General features: G+C 56.5%; 16 protein-coding genes and 1 pseudogene. 12 read left to right on the top strand and 5 right to left on the bottom strand.

From position 1 onward, the window contains the following. Positions 1-10 precede the first annotated feature (10 nt). The 7 genes from SynROS8604_RS10380 (at position 11) to SynROS8604_RS10410 (ending at position 7,115) form a co-directional block, all read left to right on the top strand. On the top strand, positions 11-1,114 hold the full coding sequence (locus SynROS8604_RS10380) for a calcium/sodium antiporter (protein WP_186543933.1): 1,104 nt from the start codon (positions 11-13) through the stop codon (positions 1,112-1,114). Between the two features lie 87 nt (positions 1,115-1,201). Then, the gene (locus SynROS8604_RS10385; protein ID WP_186543934.1) at positions 1,202-1,702 is read left to right on the top strand and encodes a DUF2231 domain-containing protein; all 501 of its coding nucleotides are present in this window, start codon (positions 1,202-1,204) and stop codon (positions 1,700-1,702) included. Further along, on the top strand, positions 1,699-2,319 hold the full coding sequence (locus tag SynROS8604_RS10390; protein WP_186543935.1) for a DUF2231 domain-containing protein: 621 nt from the start codon (positions 1,699-1,701) through the stop codon (positions 2,317-2,319). The genes SynROS8604_RS10385 and SynROS8604_RS10390 overlap by 4 nt, the downstream gene beginning before the upstream one ends. Continuing rightward, positions 2,316-3,251, top strand: coding sequence for a cytochrome c oxidase subunit II (locus SynROS8604_RS10395; protein ID WP_186543936.1), 936 nt, complete (start codon positions 2,316-2,318; stop codon positions 3,249-3,251). The genes SynROS8604_RS10390 and SynROS8604_RS10395 overlap by 4 nt, the downstream gene beginning before the upstream one ends. A gap of 8 nt (positions 3,252-3,259) precedes the next feature. Continuing rightward, entirely contained in the window at positions 3,260-4,948 is a 1,689-nt protein-coding gene (locus SynROS8604_RS10400; protein WP_006853320.1) for a cbb3-type cytochrome c oxidase subunit I, read from the top strand. Positions 4,949-4,952: 4 nt separating this feature from the next. Then, entirely contained in the window at positions 4,953-5,558 is a 606-nt protein-coding gene (locus SynROS8604_RS10405; protein ID WP_186543937.1) for a heme-copper oxidase subunit III, read from the top strand. A 39-nt stretch (positions 5,559-5,597) separates the two neighbouring features. Then, positions 5,598-7,115 carry a GMC oxidoreductase gene (locus SynROS8604_RS10410; protein WP_186543938.1) on the top strand — a complete coding sequence of 506 codons (1,518 nt, stop codon included), beginning with the start codon at positions 5,598-5,600 and terminating at the stop codon, positions 7,113-7,115. A gap of 22 nt (positions 7,116-7,137) precedes the next feature. Here SynROS8604_RS10410 and gorA read toward each other — a convergent pair whose 3' ends face one another. After that, positions 7,138-8,499, bottom strand: a complete 1,362-nt coding sequence (gorA, locus tag SynROS8604_RS10415) for a glutathione-disulfide reductase (protein ID WP_186543939.1) — start codon at positions 8,497-8,499, stop codon at positions 7,138-7,140. Positions 8,500-8,709: 210 nt separating this feature from the next. Between gorA and SynROS8604_RS10420 the strand changes: the two genes are divergently transcribed. Next, the gene (locus SynROS8604_RS10420; protein WP_253909784.1) at positions 8,710-9,303 is read left to right on the top strand and encodes a ParB-like protein; all 594 of its coding nucleotides are present in this window, start codon (positions 8,710-8,712) and stop codon (positions 9,301-9,303) included. Here the strand turns inward: SynROS8604_RS10420 and dnaA are convergent. Further along, positions 9,300-10,697, bottom strand: coding sequence for a chromosomal replication initiator protein DnaA (gene dnaA, locus SynROS8604_RS10425; RefSeq protein WP_186543940.1), 1,398 nt, complete (start codon positions 10,695-10,697; stop codon positions 9,300-9,302). The genes SynROS8604_RS10420 and dnaA overlap by 4 nt on opposite strands. 86 nt (positions 10,698-10,783) lie before the next feature. On the opposite strand from dnaA, the gene SynROS8604_RS10430 reads away from it, so the two are divergent. The 3 genes and pseudogenes from SynROS8604_RS10430 to SynROS8604_RS10440 form a co-directional block, all read left to right on the top strand. Next, positions 10,784-11,941 carry a trypsin-like peptidase domain-containing protein gene (locus tag SynROS8604_RS10430; protein ID WP_186543941.1) on the top strand — a complete coding sequence of 386 codons (1,158 nt, stop codon included), beginning with the start codon at positions 10,784-10,786 and terminating at the stop codon, positions 11,939-11,941. After that, complete coding sequence (locus SynROS8604_RS10435) at positions 11,938-12,576, top strand: TIGR04282 family arsenosugar biosynthesis glycosyltransferase (RefSeq protein WP_186543942.1); 639 nt, start codon at positions 11,938-11,940, stop codon at positions 12,574-12,576. The genes SynROS8604_RS10430 and SynROS8604_RS10435 overlap by 4 nt, the downstream gene beginning before the upstream one ends. Continuing rightward, positions 12,573-13,148, top strand: a pseudogene (locus tag SynROS8604_RS10440) (glycosyltransferase family 2 protein); the annotation flags it as partial. The gene SynROS8604_RS10435 and the pseudogene SynROS8604_RS10440, both read left to right, overlap by 4 nt. Before the next feature lie 148 nt (positions 13,149-13,296). Here the strand turns inward: SynROS8604_RS10440 and SynROS8604_RS10445 are convergent. Continuing rightward, positions 13,297-13,800, bottom strand: a complete 504-nt coding sequence (locus SynROS8604_RS10445; protein WP_006853329.1) for a GNAT family N-acetyltransferase — start codon at positions 13,798-13,800, stop codon at positions 13,297-13,299. Positions 13,801-13,836: 36 nt separating this feature from the next. On the opposite strand from SynROS8604_RS10445, the gene SynROS8604_RS10450 reads away from it, so the two are divergent. After that, on the top strand, positions 13,837-14,583 hold the full coding sequence (locus tag SynROS8604_RS10450; RefSeq protein ID WP_186543943.1) for an alpha/beta fold hydrolase: 747 nt from the start codon (positions 13,837-13,839) through the stop codon (positions 14,581-14,583). Here the strand turns inward: SynROS8604_RS10450 and SynROS8604_RS10455 are convergent. Continuing rightward, positions 14,556-16,370 carry an ABC transporter ATP-binding protein gene (locus SynROS8604_RS10455; RefSeq protein WP_186543944.1) on the bottom strand — a complete coding sequence of 605 codons (1,815 nt, stop codon included), beginning with the start codon at positions 16,368-16,370 and terminating at the stop codon, positions 14,556-14,558. The genes SynROS8604_RS10450 and SynROS8604_RS10455 overlap by 28 nt on opposite strands. Continuing rightward, the gene (hisG, locus tag SynROS8604_RS10460) at positions 16,370-17,023 is read right to left on the bottom strand and encodes an ATP phosphoribosyltransferase (RefSeq protein WP_006853332.1); all 654 of its coding nucleotides are present in this window, start codon (positions 17,021-17,023) and stop codon (positions 16,370-16,372) included. Before hisG ends, SynROS8604_RS10455 begins: the two co-directional genes overlap by 1 nt. Positions 17,024-17,041: the final 18 nt, after the last annotated feature.

Raw genomic sequence — 17,041 nt, forward strand, 5'->3', positions numbered from 1 at the left:
CACGGAGTCGATGCCTGACTTTCTGATCTCTACCCTCGAGCTCTTGGTGGGAATCGGACTTCTGTTCGGCGGGGGCGAGTTATTCGTCCAAGGTGCGGTCATTCTTGCCGTCATCCTCGGCGTCCCTCAGCTGGTCATTGGCCTGACGGTGGTTTCGCTTGGGACGAGCGCACCAGAATTTTTTGTCAGCATCAGTTCCGTGGTGCAAGGAGCTGATGCGCTGGCCGTCAGCAACGTGGTGGGGAGCAACATTTTCAATGTGTTGGTCGTGCTCGGCTGCAGCGCCCTCGTTCTGCCGCTGAAAGTGGAAAGCCGCTTGGTGAGAAGGGATGTCCCTCTCCTCCTTGCCGTTTCGGCGGCGGCTTGGGGGATGGCATCGGCTGGACGTGTGACCTGGCAATCAGGCGTTGCACTCTTGCTGGGTCTGGTAATTAACACCGTCTGGGAAATCCGCACAGCACGGGAGGAACCAGAGGAAATGGAGCCTGCCGAACCAGAGGTTGACTTGGAAACCGCCCAACAGGGTTTGATCAAAGCCATGGTTCGCCTGTTGGTCGGCATTGTTGTTCTTGGCTTCGGCGCCCATCTGCTGGTGAAAGGAGCCAGCGCCGTTGCCTTAAGCCTCGGTGTGAGTGAGGCCGTGATCGGACTCACCATTGTTTCGGCTGGCACCTCGATGCCTGAATTAATTACCTCTTTGGTCGCTGCATTGCGCGGGAGAACCGATCTCGCCATTGGCAATGTGGTTGGCAGCTGTCTGCTGAATCTTCTTCTGGTGCTGGCTGGAGGTGCCTTGGCCGCAGGAGCAAAGGGTCTCAATGTCTCTCCGGATTTAATCCATGACGACATGCCTGTGATGATTCTGACCAGCCTGGCGTGCCTGCCAATCTTCTGGACAAAAGGGAGAATTTCCAGGGTTGAAGGTGGAATACTCGTTGCCTTATACGTTCTTTACATCACCGATAACGTTCTCCCTCGCACAGGGCTTTCGTCTTGGTCGGACGAATTTCGGCTGATCATGCTTTGTGTTGTGCTACCAGCCGTTGTGATTCTGATTGTGGTGCAGGCCGCTCGTTACTGGAGGCAGCTCAAACACAAAGGTGTTTCAAGCTGAACAAAGACTTCTTCTTGTATTCCGTTATGGAGGGATGACTGCGGAGCAAAAGATGTACATGCTTGAAAGGCGTCAGTCAGCATTTCGATGATTGGGCTGCTCCCCACGCTTAACGACAAGAATCTCCCCTGGCTGGATGTCATTCATCCAATCGTGGTGCACTTCGTGATTGCGATGGCGCTGATCACGGTGGTCTTCGACCTGCTTGGAGTGTTCACAGGGCGTCGCAACCTGTTTGAGGTGAGCTTCTGGAACTTGCTGGTAGCGACCGTGGCCATCTTCGTCGCCATCATCTTTGGACAGATCGAAGCCGGCCTAGCCACTCCTTATGGAGCTTCAAGAGACATTTTGAATTACCACAGCACCCTTGGCTGGTCGCTTGCTGCGATTCTCAGCCTCCTGACGGGGTGGCGATATGTCGCAAGACAAAAAGACCCCACAGTGCTGCCACGAGGATTTCTGATCATTGATTCAGTCTTAGCAGTCCTGGTGTTTTGCCAGGTTTACCTAGGCGACAAACTCGTTTGGATTTATGGCCTCCATACGGTCCCGGTGGTCGAAGCCGTCCGTAGTGGAGCTCTGTCATGACGGTCATCAGCACCATTCTCTCGCCGGTGAATGAAATCGCCGAAAAACTTGGGGCGAATGATCTCCCCTACGCGATCCCGATTCATCCCAATTTGGTGCACTTCACCATTGGCTTGTTTGCTATCGGAATCGCCTTTGATTTTGCCGGAGCCTTTTACCCACTTGAGAAACGAGTTTTTCGTTTCTTAGCACTACCAGCAACACGAAGTGGGTTTCACGATGTTGGCTGGTACAACCTTCTCGCTTGCAGCGTGATCACCTTTTTCACCGTTGCGGCTGGCTTTTACGAAATGCTGCTTGCCGTTCCACTGCAAGGAGTTCGCAGCATCATTGGCCAAAACGCGATCGACACCATGCTGTGGCATGCGATCGGAGGGGTCGCCCTGCTTCTGATCATTGTGGTGATGACCATCTGGCGAGGGTTTCAACGATTTTTGTGGCGAAAAGACTTTGGTCGTCAGGTGAGCTGGCTCTATCTGGGATGCGGTGCTGTCGTGCTCCTCGTCATGGGCGTCCATGGAAGCCTTGGAGCCTGGCTTGCCAGTGAATTTGGTGTTCACATCACGGCCGATCAGCTCCTTGCTGCCGGGGCCGATCTCAATGAGGTCTTGCCATGACGAGCGCAACTCCCAAGAAGGGACCAAATATTGGCGCCATTGTGATCATCACTGTCGCCGTCGCTATCAATCTGGTTATCTCGAAATTGATGGCGACCTGGTCTCTGAGTTGGTTCCCACCCCAAGCATCCAGTGCCGCACCTTACGTCGACAATCTGTTCGCACTGGAGACGGGGATCGGCTCATTCATCTTTTTTGGATGCACCGGCTTTATGGGCTGGGTGTTGTTATTCAACCGGGCTGGAAAGTACGACGAAAGTGATGGGGCACCGATCGAAGGCAACACCAAATTAGAAATCACCTGGACGATCATTCCCCTGGTGACGGTCTTCCTGATCGCCACTTATTCGATGAACGTCAATATGAAGCTTCAAACCCTCGGGCCGAAGCACAAATACGCCATCGGAACCGATCCAACCCTGCTGATGGAGGCAGATCCGATTGCTGAGGTGGGACCGATCGATGTCATTGCCCGTCAGTGGAGTTGGGAATTCGTTTACCCCGACGGAGTTCGCAGCTCTGAGCTGCATCTCCCGATTGATCAGCGTGTGAATTTCCGAATGATTTCGGAAGACGTGCTCCACAGTTTCTTCGTCCCGGCCTTCCGGCTCAAACAAGACATCATTCCTGGAAGCATTATTTCTTACAGCCTTACTCCAACAAAAGAAGGGCGATTCCGACTCCGAGACGCCATGTTCAGCGGTGCCTATTTCTCCCAGAACCAAACGGACGTGATTGTTGAAACCCAACAGGATTTTGCCGAATGGTTAAAGACAACGGCACAACAACCGCTCCAACAGGGTCTTGATCCAAGTCGCGCCCTCTATGACCGCCGCATCGCCCGTGGTGACAAGGGCTGGGCCACGGTGCCGCCCGCTCCAGCACCGATGGTGAACGACCCCGGTGATCCCTCCATTCCACACGACGCCTGAGACATGCCATGACGACGAACACCTACGACCTCCGCATTCTCAAGGCACCGCATCCAGTTCCTGGAGCCCCGGACAACTGGAAGCGCTTCTTCAGTTTCAACACCGACGCAAAGGTGATTGGAATTCAATACATCGCCACGGCCCTTTTCTTCCTTTTAGTGGGTGGCCTATTGGCCATGATCGTGCGAGGCGAACTAATCACTCCTCCAGCAGATCTTGTTGACCCAACCGTCTACAACGGCCTCTACACCATGCACGGAACAGTGATGTTGTTCCTGTTTCTGTTTCCCATTCTCAACGGTTTCAACAATCTGTTGATCCCCACGATGATCGGGGCACCAGACATGGCATTTCCGAAGCTGAATGCCGCTGCTTTCTGGCTGGTGCCAGTGTTCTCCATCGTCTTGATGGGAAGCTTTTTCGCCCCAGGCGGACCCGCTTCATCGGGATGGTGGTCGTACCCACCGATGAGTTTGCAAAATCCACTCGGCCATTTCATCAATGGAGAGTTTCTCTGGATTCTTGCGGTGGCCCTGTCCGGCATCTCCTCGATCATGGGCGCCATCAATTTCGTGACAACCATCATCCGGATGAGAGCCCCAGGGATGGGCTTCTTCCGAATGCCGATTTTTGTTTGGACGGCATGGGCCGCCCAGACCATCCAGTTGATAGGACTGCCGGCTCTCACAGGCGGTGCCGTGATGCTGCTGTTTGACCTCAGCTTCGGTACAAGCTTTTTCAGGCCAGAAGGTGGCGGTGATCCAGTGTTGTTTCAGCACTTTTTCTGGTTCTATTCCCACCCCGCCGTTTACGTGCTGGTGTTGCCAGTGTTTGGAATTTTCTCTGAGCTCTTTCCGGTTTATGCACGCAAACCTTTATTTGGCTATCGCTTTGTAGCAATTGCCTCTTTCGGAATCACCTTTCTCAGCCTGATTGTGTGGGCTCACCACATGTTTTACACAGGCACACCGAACTGGATGCGTCACATCTTCATGTTCACCACGATGCTTATTGCCATCCCAACTGGAGTGAAAGTATTTGCCTGGCTGGGAACACTCTGGGCAGGAAATTTACGCTTGAGCACACCAATGCTGTTCTGCATCGGCGGTCTCATTAATTTCATTTTCGCGGGAATTACTGGGGTGATGCTAGCCACCGTGCCCATTGATATTCATGTAGGCAACACATACTTCGTTGTTGCCCACTTCCACTATGTCATCTTCAACACCATTGTTTTTGGTGTTTTCGCCGGTATTTACCACTGGTTCCCAAAATTCACAGGAAAGATGTATTACGAAGGCCTTGGGAAAGTCCATTTCGTTCTCACCTTCATCGGAGCCACGCTCAACTGGCTTCCACTTCACTGGGCCGGCTTGCTAGGCATGCCCCGTCGTGTGGCCTCCTACGACCCCGAATTCGCCATCTGGAACGTGATTGCAAGCATCGGCGCCTTCATGCTTGGCGTCGCCTCAATCCCCTTCATCCTGAACATGGTGAGTTCCTGGGCTCGCGGACCCAAGGCTCCTCCCAACCCCTGGCGAGCGATTGGTCTGGAATGGCTGCTGCCATCCCCGCCTCCGGCCGAAAACTTCGAAGACGACATTCCGACTGTGATTAGTGAGCCCTACGGCTATGGCTTAGGCAAACCCTTAGTCGAAGACCAAGACTTCTATATCCGTCGCTCCATGGAGGCCTAAAGCCATGACCACAACCAATCCCGAATTACCCCTTAATCATCAACCCGGCCACATCAAACATGATGGGCACAACCTCACAGGTTTTATCATTTTCCTGTGTTCAGAAAGCATTATTTTCCTAGCCTTTTTCACTGGGTTTGCACTGCTCAAAATCACCGCACCAGAGTGGCTTCCCGAAGGCGTTGAAGGGCTGGAAACACGCATGCCTTTGATCAACACAATTGTGCTGGTTAGCTCAAGCTTTGTAGCCTATTTTGCCGAACGATATTTACACCAGAAAAACCTTTGGGGCTTTCGAGCTCTATGGCTTCTCACGATGGCGATGGGAACCTACTTCGTTTATGGTCAATATGTGGAATGGTCCGAACTTCAGTTCGGACTTAGCAGTGGTGTTTTTGGTGGTACATTTTTTCTACTAACGGGATTCCATGGCCTGCATGTGATTACAGGCATTCTATTAATGGGAATCATGCTGCTTCGGTCCTTTAGGCCAAACAATTACGAGAAAGGCGATATGGGTGTCACGTCAGTGAGCTTGTTTTGGCATTTTGTGGATGTTATTTGGATCATTCTTTTCCTCCTAATTTACGTCTGGCAACGCACCACCTAATCCGTCTGAGTTTTTAGATCTGCCTTAATTTTCCCCATCATGATCATCGACGACCGCCATTACGACGTCATCATTATCGGCAGTGGTGCCGGTGGTGGAACGCTTGCCGGCACCCTAAGCAGGCAGGGGCATTCCGTGCTCATGCTCGAGCGGGGCGAGGCCATGGCACTCGAAGATCAAAACGTGGCCGATGTGGATCTGTTCCGGAAAGATCGTTACCACCCCAAGAGTGAACGCTGGTTTGGCCCCGACGGTGATCCATTCGCACCACAAACCACCTATTCCCTCGGCGGCAACACCAAAATCTGGGGCGCCGTGCTGGAACGCATGCGCGAACAGGATTTTGGGGAAGTCCCGTTGCAAGAGGGGATTTCACCGTCCTGGCCAATCGATTACGACCGGCTCTCCCCTTATTACTCAGCCGCTGAAAAGCTGTACCGGGTCCACGGTCGCTCTGGCGTTGACCCAACCGAACCAAGCCGCTCTTCCCCTTTTGACCATGAGCCAAAACCCCTGGTTCCCTTTCTTGAGCCCATGCGAGAAGCGCTCAAACGCCAGGGATGTCAGCCCTATGACCTACCGCTGAGCTGGTCCAAGAGCCAGGAAGATCCGAGTGGAGATTCCCAGCTTTATGGCCTCGACAATGCCGATCCTTCTCACCTAGAGATCCGAACGCAAGCCAGGGTCAAGCGTTTGCACGTGAATCCGAGCGGCAGCTCGGTCAAGGGAGTGGAAGCGGATGTAGCTGGAGAAACATGGCTGTTCAAAGCGGATCTCATCGTGCTTGCCGCAGGTGCCATTAACACTCCGGCCATCCTGCTGCGATCGCAGTCCAGCCATCATCCCCGCGGCCTCAGCAACGGGTCCGATCAAGTTGGTCGCAACTTGATGAATCTGCAACTCACCTCCATCCTGCAGCTCGCGACCGAACGCAACGACGGACGCTATGCGCGGTCGCTCGGAATCAATGACTACTACTGGGGTGACAAAAACGTCTCCTTCCCCCTCGGCCATATTCAAGCCGCGGGAGGCGTCCTGCAAGACGCCCTGTTTGCAGAGTCACCACCGGTGTTGTCCCTTGTCACCAAGATGATTCCCGACTTTGGACTGGAGCGACTGGCGTCCCGCTCGGTGGCTTGGTGGGCCATGTCAGAGGTCTTGCCCGACACCCACAACAAGGTATGGCTCAATAACGATCAGATCCGCATCAACTACATCCACAACAACCGCGAAGCGCATGACCGACTGGTCTATCGCTGGATTGACACTCTCAAAGCCATCGAAGCCGACCCACTCACGCGCGTCGTCAATCCAGCCCCAACCCACCCCCGGGGCGAAGCACCCTTAAGCGTGGTGGGCTACGCATGCGGCACCTGTTGCATGGGCAGCGATCCAGCGGCCTCTGTGGTCGATGCCACAGGGAAATGCCATGAACTCGACAATCTCTACATCGCCGACACGAGCGTGTTCCCAAGCTGTCCAAGTGTTGGGCCGGGTCTGACGACCATCGCCTTAGCCCTGCGCTTAGCTGACACTCTCAGCGAGCGCATGAGCTGACCCAACCCAAGGGATTGAGGGATCAGGCCATCGTCACAAACTCCTCTGAAACCGTCGGGTGCAAGGCCATCGTGCGGTCGAAATCAGCCTTGGTCGCGCCCATCCCGACGGCGATCGCAGCCATCTGGATGATTTCAGCTGCATGCTCTCCAACCATGTGACATCCGAGCACCTTCCCGCTGCTCGCCTCCAAGACCAGCTTCAACAAACAACGGGGGCCGTGTTTTGGCAAAGCTTGAGCCATGGGGCGAAAACGGGCGCGATGAACCACAATCCGATCCGCACCGAGCTTGGCGATCGCCTCCTCTTCCGATAGGCCCACCGTGGCCAGCTCCGGCTGGCTAAAGACAGCACTCGCCACCAAGTCGTAATTCACCTGTCGAGCCGTGCTTCCAAACACACTGTCTGCAAAGGCACGACCCTCATCCACAGCAACGGGGGTCAAGCAAATGCGATCCGTCACATCTCCCACCGCAAAAATGTGGGAGAGATTGGTGGCTTGATCTGCATTAACCGGGATACGACGGCCCACCACCACCACGCCAGCAGCCTCGAGCCCTAGGCCTGAAAGGAATGGTTGACGCCCAGTCGCCAACAGAACCCCGCCACAGGGCAGCCGATCCCCACTCTTGGTGACAACGGTCAAATCGTTCGGTCGGCCCTCAATCGCAGCAAGGCCTTCTCCAAAGCGCAGATCGATGCCCTTCTCCTGCATGCCCTCCTGCACAACGCCTGAAAGCTCGCTGTCGAAACCTCGTAAAAGCTGTTCACCCCGCACCAGCTGGGTCACCCCAACGCCGAGGCCTCGCAGGATGCCCGCAAATTCACAAGCAATAAATCCGGCGCCAACCACCACAACCTTGTCCGGGAAACGCTCCTGCAGAAACATGTCATCGCTCATCCAAGCGAGCTCCGCCCCTGGAACCTCCGGCCGAATAGGGCGCCCACCCACGGAAATCATCACGCGCTTGGCCTGCAGCACCTGATCGATCTCGCCTTCGCACAGCCTCGAAACGCCAATGCGATGGGGATCGAGAAATCGCCCCCAGCCTTTGATCAGCTCCACCCCCGCTTTGGCCAAAAACTCGATGTGAAGCGCATTCAGGCGATCCACTTCGTGACGGACATTGCGCAGAAGCTCAGACGTATCAAACGTTGCCCCCTCCACACTCACGCCATAACTGGATGCCCCATCGAGTTGTTCGGAGAGAAGAGAGCCGTACACCAAAAGCTTTTTCGGCACACAGCCACGAATGACACAGGTGCCGCCAACGCGATCTCCCTCCACAATCGCCACCTTGGCTCCATAACGGGCCGCCCGTTTGGCAGCCGCCAGACCTCCAGACCCAGCACCGAGAACCACAAGATCAAAGATTGGTTCCATGGAGCGCACTGTTTTCTCACATCTTGCCCGCAGGCTTCGGCGCAGGAACACCACAACAATCGAAGCCCAGTCAGCTCATAGGTGATGAGCGACTCAATTCAGAACTCAACCTCGGCATAGTGGGATGCATGCAGCGTTGAGATCTGCCCTCTGCATCTTCCTGAATACGCCCCGATACCTGACCACACCAAAGGGTTCAAACTCTTTGAGGTGGCCGTTGCTGACCTTCAACCCACACAGATGTGTGTGGGGATGGCTGAGGTATGGAATCGGCAACGCGATTTCCGTGAGGAAAGTTCCGAGGAGCGTCGTCGCTATCTCAATCGCAAGCCAGTCCCTCTGGTACGCAATCAGCTTGGACATCTCTGGATGGTGGATCGTCATCACCGCCTCCGAGCCTTGCTCGAAATGGTTCCCAGCATCAAGACGTTTGGCTACGTGATCGACGAGCTGCCCCATAAAACCAGGGAGGAAGCACTTCAGGCCCTGCACCAAAAGGGGTGGCTTTATCTTCACGACGGACGAGGCAATGGCCCTTGGCCGGCGCACGACCTGCCCGTCAGCTTGCTTGGCCTCCAGGATGATCCTTACCGCAGCCTGGTTTGGAAACTCAAGCAGGAGGGAGTGATCAAGCCTCAGCCCTTGATTCCTTATCACGAATTCCGTTGGGGACTTTGGTTGCGAACACGGCCCATGCCTCCCTTTAGCTCTCAACATTTGGATCCCGCCCTGCCTGCAGCACGCCGGCTTGCTCGCTCATCGGCTGCCTCCCATTTAGCGGGCTGGAAGGGTGGTGATCCCTAACGCCTGCGGCGAGAGTCAATTTGCAATAAATCCTTCACCCGTTGAACCTGACTAGCGAGTTGAGGGTCGGTCGCCAGCTTTTTTTCTACTTGTTCAATGGCATAAATCACGGTGGTGTGATCCTTGCCTCCGAAGGTGTCGCCAATTCTCGGCAAGCTCAAATCTGTCCCTTGCCGCATCAGGAACATCCCCACCTGACGCGCCTGACTCACCGCCCGACGCCGGCTGCTGCTGCGCATGTCATCCGCCGTGACGTCGAACACCTCCGACACCTTTTCGATCACTTGCTGCGGTGTGACATCAACGCCCTGCCCGCTGGGATCGAGCATCGGCGCCACCGATTCCACGGTCATCGGGATGCCTGTGATCGAGGAAAACGCAACAGCCCGAGTGAGCGCTCCCTCAAGCTCGCGAATGTTGGAGGTGAAGCGTCCAGAAATGTATTGGATTAAATCTCTAGGGAGAGCGACGCGCTCTTGCTCTGCTTTTTTCTGAAGAATCGCCATTCGCGTTTCCAGGTCAGGGGCCTGGATATCAGCGATTAATCCCATCGAGAACCGAGAGATCAATCTCTCCTGCAGCCGGGGGATCTGGCTTGGTGGCCTATCGCTGGCAATCACAATCTGTCTCCCTGCATCATGCAAAGCATTGAAGGTGTGAAAGAACTCTTCTTGGGTGTATTCCTTCCCCTCAATGAATTGAATGTCATCCACCAAGATGAGATCCGCAGCCCGATAACGGTCTCGGAAAGCCTGCATGCCGTCCTTACGAATCGCAGTGATCAAATCATTGGTGAACGTTTCGGTCGACACATAAAACACCCGTGCTTCCGGATCAATCTCCAGGCGGTAGTGCCCGATTGCCTGCATGAGATGGGTCTTCCCTAGGCCCACACCACCACAGATGAACAGCGGATTGAATTCACGGCCTGGGGCCTCAGCGACGGCCAAAGCAGCGGCATGGGCCATCCGGCTGTTCGGTCCCACCACAAATCGATTGAACACATAGCGCATGTTCAAGCCGGGGAGCCGTCGAGGAGGGCGACTGCTCGGCGGCGCAGCCACTGCTGCAGCCGTTGAGGCCGGCGGCTGGCTGGACGCCGACGCTTCCGACACAGGAGTGCCCCCAGAGCCCGCGTCGTCATCGTCTCGAGCGAGCACGATCACCTCGATCGGATGACCAGTGATCTCCTGCGCCACTTCAGCGATCGTGCTGGCGTAGTTCTTGCGCAGCCAATTGCTGGCGAAACTATTGGGAGCCTGCAGGGTGAGCGTTCGATCCTGAAAGGAACTACAGCGCGCAGGACGAATCCACGTTTCAAAGGTGGGCTTACTGAGATTGCTCTGAAGGGCGTGCTGCACCTTGTTCCACAGCTCACTGCCCGTCAGAACCACATCCCACCTTCTGCGAATGCTGAATCTACGCGCCTCATGCCGAGTGGCCCGTCTTTAATGAGACCAGTTTCAACACGTTTCTGTTCATGGCAGCTGCCGTCTCCCGCACCCTGGCACGATCCCTGCCCTGGATCGGGATCGGATTGGTCAGCTTGGCCATGGGAGGGTGTAGTTCGTCCTGGCGTCAACGCCTTGGCTTAGAGCCTGAAGCGAAGGCACCCGCAACCGTGCCCGAAGTCAGTGACGGGCCTCGTTCGGCCCCTCTACAACCAGGCCGTAACGTCATTGTCCAAGCCGTCGAAAGAGTGGGCCCATCGGTCGTACGCATCGACACGGTGAAACGCGTCTCGAATCCCTTGGGCAGCCTGTTTGGAGCCGGCCCAACCACCCAAAAACAGGCCGGTCAAGGTTCAGGATTCATCACACGCTCTGACGGTCTGATCTTCACGAATGCGCACGTGGTAGAGGGCGCTGACAAAGTGGCGGTCACCTTGCCTGACGGTCGCAGCTTCAATGGACGCGTTCTTGGCGGCGACCCCTTAACGGATGTGGCCGTTGTGCGGGTTGTGGCTGAAAAGCTGCCCGTCGCCCCTCTTGGCAACTCGAACGACCTCAAACCTGGTGAATGGGCGATCGCGATCGGTAATCCCCTCGGGCTCAACAACACGGTCACAGCGGGGATCATCAGTGCTGTGGATCGGACCAACGCCGTAGGGGAAGGTCAGCGTGTCCCTTACATCCAAACCGACGCTGCTGTGAATCCAGGGAACAGCGGTGGTCCCCTCATTAATGCCGCAGGGCAAGTGATCGGCATCAACACAGCCATTCGCCAAGCCCCAGGCGCGGGACTGAGTTTTGCCATCCCAATCAACCTGGCCAAGCGCATTGCCCAACAGATCATCAGCACCGGTCAGGCCTCTCACCCCTTTATCGGTGTACGACTGCAGAGCCTGACCCCCCAGTTAGCCAAGGAGATCAACGCCACTAGCAACCTGTGCAAAGTCCCAGAACTCAACGGCGTGCTTGTGATTGAAGTGGTGGAGGACAGCCCTGCAGCCAAGGCTGGAATTAAACCTTGTGATCTCATCCGAGATGTGAATGGCTCCGCCGTCAACGACCCCTCGGAAGTGCAGCTTGCCGTTGACCGAGGACAGGTGGGTCAGGCCATGCCGCTAATCGTGGAACGAGATGGAGAACAGCAAACCCTGGAGGTCATCCCAGAGGAGCTGCCACGACAAGGATGAGTCGATCCCCCATCCCAACACTCGTTGTGATGGCGCGCTGGCCAGCCAGCGGTCGCTGCAAACGCCGCCTGGCCGTCGACATCGGAACAGAGCGGGCGGCCATCATTCAGCAACGCCTCACCGCCCATACCTTTGCCGTAGCTGAAGCACTAACCGAGCGTGGGGATGTGGATCTACAGGTGGCGATGAGCGGTGTCAGCCTCCGATCAGCCCAACGTTCGCTGCCTTGCCTACCGCCATGCACCCTCGTCGATCAGGGGCATGGATCGCTAGGGGCTCGCATGCTCCGCCAGATTTATCGTGCGCGCTTCGGGCAGCGCAACAAGGCTGTGATCATGATCGGAACCGATCTTGCCGATCTTTGCCAAAACGATCTGATCCAGGCGGTCCAAACACTGCACAGCCAACCGTTGGTGATTGGCCCCTCCGCCGACGGTGGGTATTGGTTGCTGGGGCTGGGCCCTGGATTAACGCGGCCACAGCTCGATGCACTCTTTGCTGCCGTGCCATGGGGAAGCCACAAGGTGTTCGACATCACCTGCGCGCGCGCGCGCGGGCTGGGGATCACCCCCCATCAGCTCAGCCTGAAAAACGACATTGATTGTCTTGCTGATCTCGGTTTATGGCAGCGATGAACGCTGACACCCCCACGCTCAGCGTGGTGATTCCTTGCCTCAACGAGGCAAATCGTCTTCCGCTTCTCCTCGCGGACCTGCAACGTTGGCCTCTCTCGATCGCGATCACGCTGGTGGATGGTGGCAGCACCGACCACTGCCAGCGCATCAGCGCTCTCGCAGGCGGTCACTTCATCACGGAGCATCCAGCTGGGCGGGGCAGGCAACTGGCGGCAGGGGCCGAGCACGCCCTCCATCAAACCGAAAGTGACTGGCTCCTCTTTCTGCATGCCGACAGCCGCCTACCCAGTCACTGGGGAAGCCGCGTGCTGCGTCGCATTGAGCATCCCGATGCCCAACGATTCGCATGGTTTTTTGACTTGCGTATTCACCCCAGCACACCGGCCCGACGCCTGCTGGAAGGGGTGATCGCACTTCGTAGCCGCTGCGGCCAAAGACCCTATGGAGATCAGGGACTCCTGTTGCACAGGTCTCTCTATGCGCGCAGTGGTGGCTATCAACCCCTGCCGCTCATGGAGGATCTCGACCTCGTGCAGAGACTCAGCCAACTCACACGCTTGCGTGCCCTTGGGCTGGCGATCACCACCGATGGCCGTCGCTGGCAGCGGGGGGGGTTCTGCGCCGCGGTCTTGAGAACGCCAGGTTGCGGCAGCGCTGGCGGCGCGGGGAATCCCCAGCACGCTTGGCAGCGGAGTACTACGGGAAGTCCCTTTCAGCCACTCAATTGGAGTACCAAAAGCCACAACGATGACCATTGGGCTCTAAGTCCCAGCCAAGACGGTCGTAAAAAGGCAGCACCCCCGGATCGGCGAAGAGCGTGGCGCGTTCCGTTCCCATCTCTGTCAGCGCTTCGAGGATGTAATCCATCAATTGACGACCAAGCCCGGCCCCCTGATAGAGGGGATGGACCGCCACATCCCAAATCGTGGCTTCAAGCACACCATCTCCAGTGCAGCGAGCGAAACCCACCAAGCGTGGAATGCGTGGGTCATGGCGCCACAGCCCCACCCTGAGCAAGCTGTTATCGAGGGCCTTACGCACGCGGCGAACCGGTCTGCGACTCCACCCCACGGCCTCTAAGAGCTGCTCCAGCTCGACCAAATCCATCGGACGAGACTGGCTAAACACCAGGCAGAGGTTCGTATTGGGTGTTTCACAGATCCGAGCCTCTTTCCCGTAGGAATGCACCAAAATCTGTTGGGTGAGAGAGGAAGTGCTAGTCACCCTGTCCTGCGACGATGGCTTAATCCTGACGCACCGATGACCTCTGATCTGCTGCTGATCGCCGTACACGGTTGGATGCTGAGCCGAAAGGTCTGGGCACCGTTTGAAAAAAGCTGGACGCGCTTAGACACCTCCATTCCTTTGTTGTGTCCTGATTTACCAGGATTTGGACTGGAGTCTCGCCCTCGCCACCTTCGACCGACCTTGGCGTCCTACGGGCAATGGCTTGCGGAGCACATTCATGCGCAAGCCAAGGGTCGCCATGTGGTGTTGATGGGTCACTCGCTGGGAGGAAGCATTGCCCTGCATGCGGACACCTATCTGCGGCGAAATTGGGGTAAGCCCCTGTCGGGCCTGGTGATGTTGGCGGCCGGAGGCGGGATCTACCAACCGAGACCGTTTCGACGTCTCAGGTTTGGAGGGCAATTAATTCTGAAACTTCGTCCCGCAGACCTACCAGGGCCCATCGGCACGCTGGGGCCATTTCAAGCGGAACAGCGCGCTGCCCTGGGGCTTCTGGTGAACAGCACCACCCGCGGAGCGGTCAAACAGATTCCAAACCTGGTGGCCAATTTGGAGACAGAAAACCTATGGATTAGCGGTGAACAAGACCGTGTGATGGAACCCGGCTATGTGCAACACCTTGCCGAATACAGCGACAAACATTGCCTGAAAGAACTCAAACAGTGCGGCCATCTGGCCATGCAGAGCCATCCAGACCTTCTTGCACAAACCATCCAGACCTGGCTCAGCGATCAAAGCCTGGCCAGTCCTCGCTCTTGAAGATCAGCAAGTTCGGCATACAACCCGCCACTGGCACGCAGCTGCAGATGGGTGCCCTGCTCGATCAGGCTTCCTCGGCGAAGCACCAAAATCCGATCAGCAGCTTCAACCGTGGCAAGTCGGTGGGCAATGACCACGGCGGTGCGACGGTTGAGGAGACGATCTAAGTCACGCTGCAGGGTGGCTTCCGTCGAAGGGTCCATAAACGCCGTGGCTTCATCCATCACCAGGACCGTTGGGTTGCGAATCGCCACCCTGGCCACGGCAAGCAGCTGTCTTTCCCCAGAGCTGAGATTCCCGCCCCTCTCTCTCAATTCGGTTTTCAAGCCTTCGGGCAATCGACCTAACAGGGGGTCTAGGCCGAGGTCACGGCAAACCTCCTGCAATTTCTGATCATCGAGAGGCTGATCCAAACGCAAGTTGTCAGCCACCGTTCCACTGAAAAGAAAGGTGTCTTGAAGAACCACACCCAGCTGTCGACGCAGCTCTTGCAAAGGCAAGCTGCGGATGTCCTGGCCATCGAGAAGAATTCGTCCCCGCTGAGGCTCGTACAACCTGCACAGGAGCCGAATCACCGTGGTCTTGCCAGAACCTGTGGGTCCAACCAGTGCAACATGCTCACCAGGTGCGATCCGGAAACTGAGATTGCGCAGAATCGGTTCGTCTTTTCGGTAAGCAAAGTCCACCTCGTCAAAGATCACCTCACCACGGGCTTGTGAAGATGAAGCGTTCTGGAGAAGCGCGGAACCAGGTGTGGCGCCATGGTCCACAATCTCAAGAGGTTCCTCCAGGAGCTCTCCGATTCGTTCCACGGCGGTGAGTCCTCCCTGAATCTGGGTAAACCGCTCAGCCATTTGCCGCAAGGGGTCAAAGAGGCGCTGTGAGTACAGGATGAAGGTGGTCAGCGTGCCCAGTCCCATCGCCCCTGCTGTCACCATCCATCCACCGAGAGCGAGCACCAGGGCAACCGCGCCTAACGACACCCATTCCAAAAAGGCAGAGATGCTGCTGTCAAAAAAAATCGTGCCATTCACAGCGCTTCGATAGGCCAAACCGGTTCTCTGAAACCGATCTCCATTCACAGCTTCCCGGCGAAACATCTGCACAACCTCCAGACCTTGCAGGTTCTCCTGAAAATCAGCATTGAGTTGCGAAAGCTCCTCCCTCACTCGATAGTTGGCCTTGCGATAGCGCCTCTGGAGCCAAACAATCACGAGGGTGACAGGCACTTGGGTCACCAACAACAACAATCCCAAACGCCACTCGATCAGCAGCATCGAAACCGCAATCACCAAGAGGCTGACGAGATCGCCGAGCACGCCGACAGCACCACTTCCAAACACCTCGGCTAATGCATCCACATCGCTGGTAAGGCGAGTCAGCAACTTGCCCACGGGCATGCGGTCATGAAACCGCAGGGACAAACTCATCGCATGGGCAAACAAATCCTTGCGGATGCGAGCGGTAAGCCGCTGGCCGACGGCTTGAATATTGAACGACTGAACTCCCTGAAGAGCCAAGCGAACCAGAACCGATCCCAACAACATCAGGATGATCAGTCGGATCGCAACCGTGCTGTCGAGACCCTGAAAAAGAGGAATCACCGACTCGTTGGCGGCCCCTCCAACACGGCGCAGCACGGCAATCGCCTGGCCCACCAAGAGCGGCTGAATCGCGCCGGCAAGAGCCACCGGAATGAGAAGCACCAACGTGAGCGTGAGTCGTCGTCGGTCTTGGCCCAAATAACGGCCGAGCCGCTTCACCCTCTGAAAATCCGAACCAGCCATCAACTGGCCACCTGGGACGCGGGTGTTGCCGACCGCATCGCTTCCACGATCTGGCGCAGATCGCCTTGATCAAGGCGCAGGGACAAGGGATGCCCCACCAAACGCGCTGTGGTGTGGAACAGATCTTCGATCGCCACTAAACCGTTATCGCGAAGCGTCCTGCCCGTCGCCACCAGATCCACAATCGCTTCAGCGATCCCAGTGATCGGGCCAAGCTCGACCGAACCGGTGAGGTGGACGAGTTCTACAGGCAAATCGATGGCATCAAAGTGGTCGCGGGCACAGCGGGTGAATTTGCTTGCCACTCGGCAATGGGGAGGCAGATCCGTCGCCCGTTGATATCCGCTGCTGGCCTTCACAGCCACTGCCATACGGCACCCGCCAAAGCCCAGGTCCACCAACTGCGCTACAGGCATCTGGTGCTCCCGCAAAACGTCATAACCAACCACCCCAAGCTGCGCCTGCCCATACGCCACATACACAGGAACATCTCCGTTCCTCACAAGCAACGCTCGGGCTCGACCACACGCTGATGGAACCATCAGTTGCCTGTTATCTGGGTCGAGAACTGCAGAAAAATCGAGCCCAGCCGCTGCAAAGCGGGCCACTGAATCTTTCAAAAGCGCTCCCTTGGCTAGGGCAACAGTGATCATGGAATCAAGCGTTGAATG

It is taken from the genome of Synechococcus sp. ROS8604 (assembly GCF_014279655.1).
Taxonomy (GTDB): Bacteria; Cyanobacteriota; Cyanobacteriia; order PCC-6307; family Cyanobiaceae; genus Synechococcus_C.

Coding starts and splice junctions, on each gene's coding strand:
- SynROS8604_RS10380 (WP_186543933.1), top strand. CDS start 11: ATGCCTGACTTTCTGATCTCTACCCTCGAGCTCTTGGTGGGAATCGGA.
- SynROS8604_RS10390 (WP_186543935.1), top strand. CDS start 1,699: ATGACGGTCATCAGCACCATTCTCTCGCCGGTGAATGAAATCGCCGAA.
- hisG (WP_006853332.1), bottom strand. CDS start 17,023: ATGATCACTGTTGCCCTAGCCAAGGGAGCGCTTTTGAAAGATTCAGTG.
- SynROS8604_RS10395 (WP_186543936.1), top strand. CDS start 2,316: ATGACGAGCGCAACTCCCAAGAAGGGACCAAATATTGGCGCCATTGTG.
- SynROS8604_RS10410 (WP_186543938.1), top strand. CDS start 5,598: ATGATCATCGACGACCGCCATTACGACGTCATCATTATCGGCAGTGGT.
- SynROS8604_RS10400 (WP_006853320.1), top strand. CDS start 3,260: ATGACGACGAACACCTACGACCTCCGCATTCTCAAGGCACCGCATCCA.
- gorA (WP_186543939.1), bottom strand. CDS start 8,499: ATGGAACCAATCTTTGATCTTGTGGTTCTCGGTGCTGGGTCTGGAGGT.
- SynROS8604_RS10450 (WP_186543943.1), top strand. CDS start 13,837: ATGACCTCTGATCTGCTGCTGATCGCCGTACACGGTTGGATGCTGAGC.
- SynROS8604_RS10385 (WP_186543934.1), top strand. CDS start 1,202: ATGATTGGGCTGCTCCCCACGCTTAACGACAAGAATCTCCCCTGGCTG.
- SynROS8604_RS10430 (WP_186543941.1), top strand. CDS start 10,784: ATGGCAGCTGCCGTCTCCCGCACCCTGGCACGATCCCTGCCCTGGATC.
- SynROS8604_RS10435 (WP_186543942.1), top strand. CDS start 11,938: ATGAGTCGATCCCCCATCCCAACACTCGTTGTGATGGCGCGCTGGCCA.
- SynROS8604_RS10455 (WP_186543944.1), bottom strand. CDS start 16,370: ATGGCTGGTTCGGATTTTCAGAGGGTGAAGCGGCTCGGCCGTTATTTG.
- SynROS8604_RS10405 (WP_186543937.1), top strand. CDS start 4,953: ATGACCACAACCAATCCCGAATTACCCCTTAATCATCAACCCGGCCAC.